Raw genomic sequence first — 1,413 nt, forward strand, 5'->3', positions numbered from 1 at the left:
GTTTTTAGATGGGGTAACGGGCCTGCCGTAGCGGACATCATGAGCTTGATGTCCGCTGGTCGCCCCGCAAAGTGATGGTGTGATCAACCACGGCGTCGGAATAGGCTCCGCGCCAGACCCAGTGCGAGACGACCATGAAGTACTATGCCGGGATCGACGTATCTTTGGAAAGCGCCAGCGTATGTATTACGGACGCATCAGGCAAAATTATCCGGGAGGGCCAGGTTACCAGCGATCCTGATGCCATAGTCAGATGGTTCCAGGCGTTCGATCATGCATTGGAGCGCGTCGGACTCGAGGCCGGGCCTCTGTCGCAGTGGCTGTTCGCCGGCATGAGTCAGGCGGGATTGGCTTGCGAGCTCATCGAGACACGGCACGTCCGCACCGCTTTCAAGATCATGCCCGTCAAGACCGACAAGAAGGATGCTCGTGGCATTGCGCAACTGATGCGCCTTGGGTGGTATCGCCCGGTCCACTGCAAATCGCTTCCATCACAGGAAGTACGAGCCTTACTGACCGCACGCAAATTGTTGCAGTCGAAGCTGCACGACATCGAAATGAGTTTGCGGGGCATCCTGCGAGGCTTTGGCCTGAAAGTCGGCTCCGTTCCGCGCTCCGGCTTCAAAAGCAGGATCCTTGAGCTGTGCGAGGGCCACGAAACGCTCCTGCTGATTGTAGGCTCCTTGCTGACTTGCCGTTCTGTTCTTCTGGACGAGTTCCGAAAATTGGACAGGAAGGCCATTGCCATGGCCCGATCTGAAGCCCGTGCGCGCCAACTAATGTCGATCCCCGGCGTCGGCGCCCTGACCTCGTTGACCTTTGTTGCTGCCATTGATCAGGTGGACCGCTTCTGCTCGTCCCGTCGTGTCGGCGCGCACTTCGGCTTGACGCCAAGAAAATATCAATCCGGAGAGACGGATTATTCCGGGCGGATTTCCAAGTGCGGCGATGCCACCGTCAGAACCGCGCTGTTCGAGGCAGCAAACGTCATGATGATGCGGTCGGCGAAGGCCAATGATCTGAAGATGTGGGCTTGCGCCTTGGCAAAGCGAGCCGGAATGAAGAAGGCAAAGGTCGCCCTGGCCAGAAAACTGGCTGTCGTCATGCACGCGATGCTTCGCGACGGCGCCACGTTCATCGCGAAGAAGGAAATCAGCGTCCCGGTCACGATCTGACGCCTCGAACAGAAGGAGATTTTGGACTGCCTTCATCACGGCGGTTCGAAGCCGAAGTCCCGTCGCCGGGACGGTGGATCGGCCAGATCGAGGACGGTTCCGCAGCCCGATCAGGTGACTGCGCTTTTTAGATCGATCGGCTGGTCCCATTCCCACTCCATCATGCAGCGCCTTTCAGCGACTGCGGACAGAAGCATGACCTCGGCGACAGGATGTAGGGAAATTGGGGTTGACCCAG

1 protein-coding gene is annotated in these 1,413 nt (G+C 58.5%); it reads left to right on the forward strand.

All coding sequences use genetic code 11. From position 1 onward, the window contains the following. The first annotated feature begins 134 nt into the window (after positions 1-134). Entirely contained in the window at positions 135-1,175 is a 1,041-nt protein-coding gene (locus tag SMD10_RS25325) for an IS110 family RNA-guided transposase (protein WP_331688491.1), read from the forward strand. Positions 1,176-1,413: the final 238 nt, after the last annotated feature.

The organism is Consotaella aegiceratis (genome assembly GCF_036541425.1).
GTDB classification, from domain to species: Bacteria; Pseudomonadota; Alphaproteobacteria; order Rhizobiales; family Rhizobiaceae; genus Consotaella; species Consotaella aegiceratis.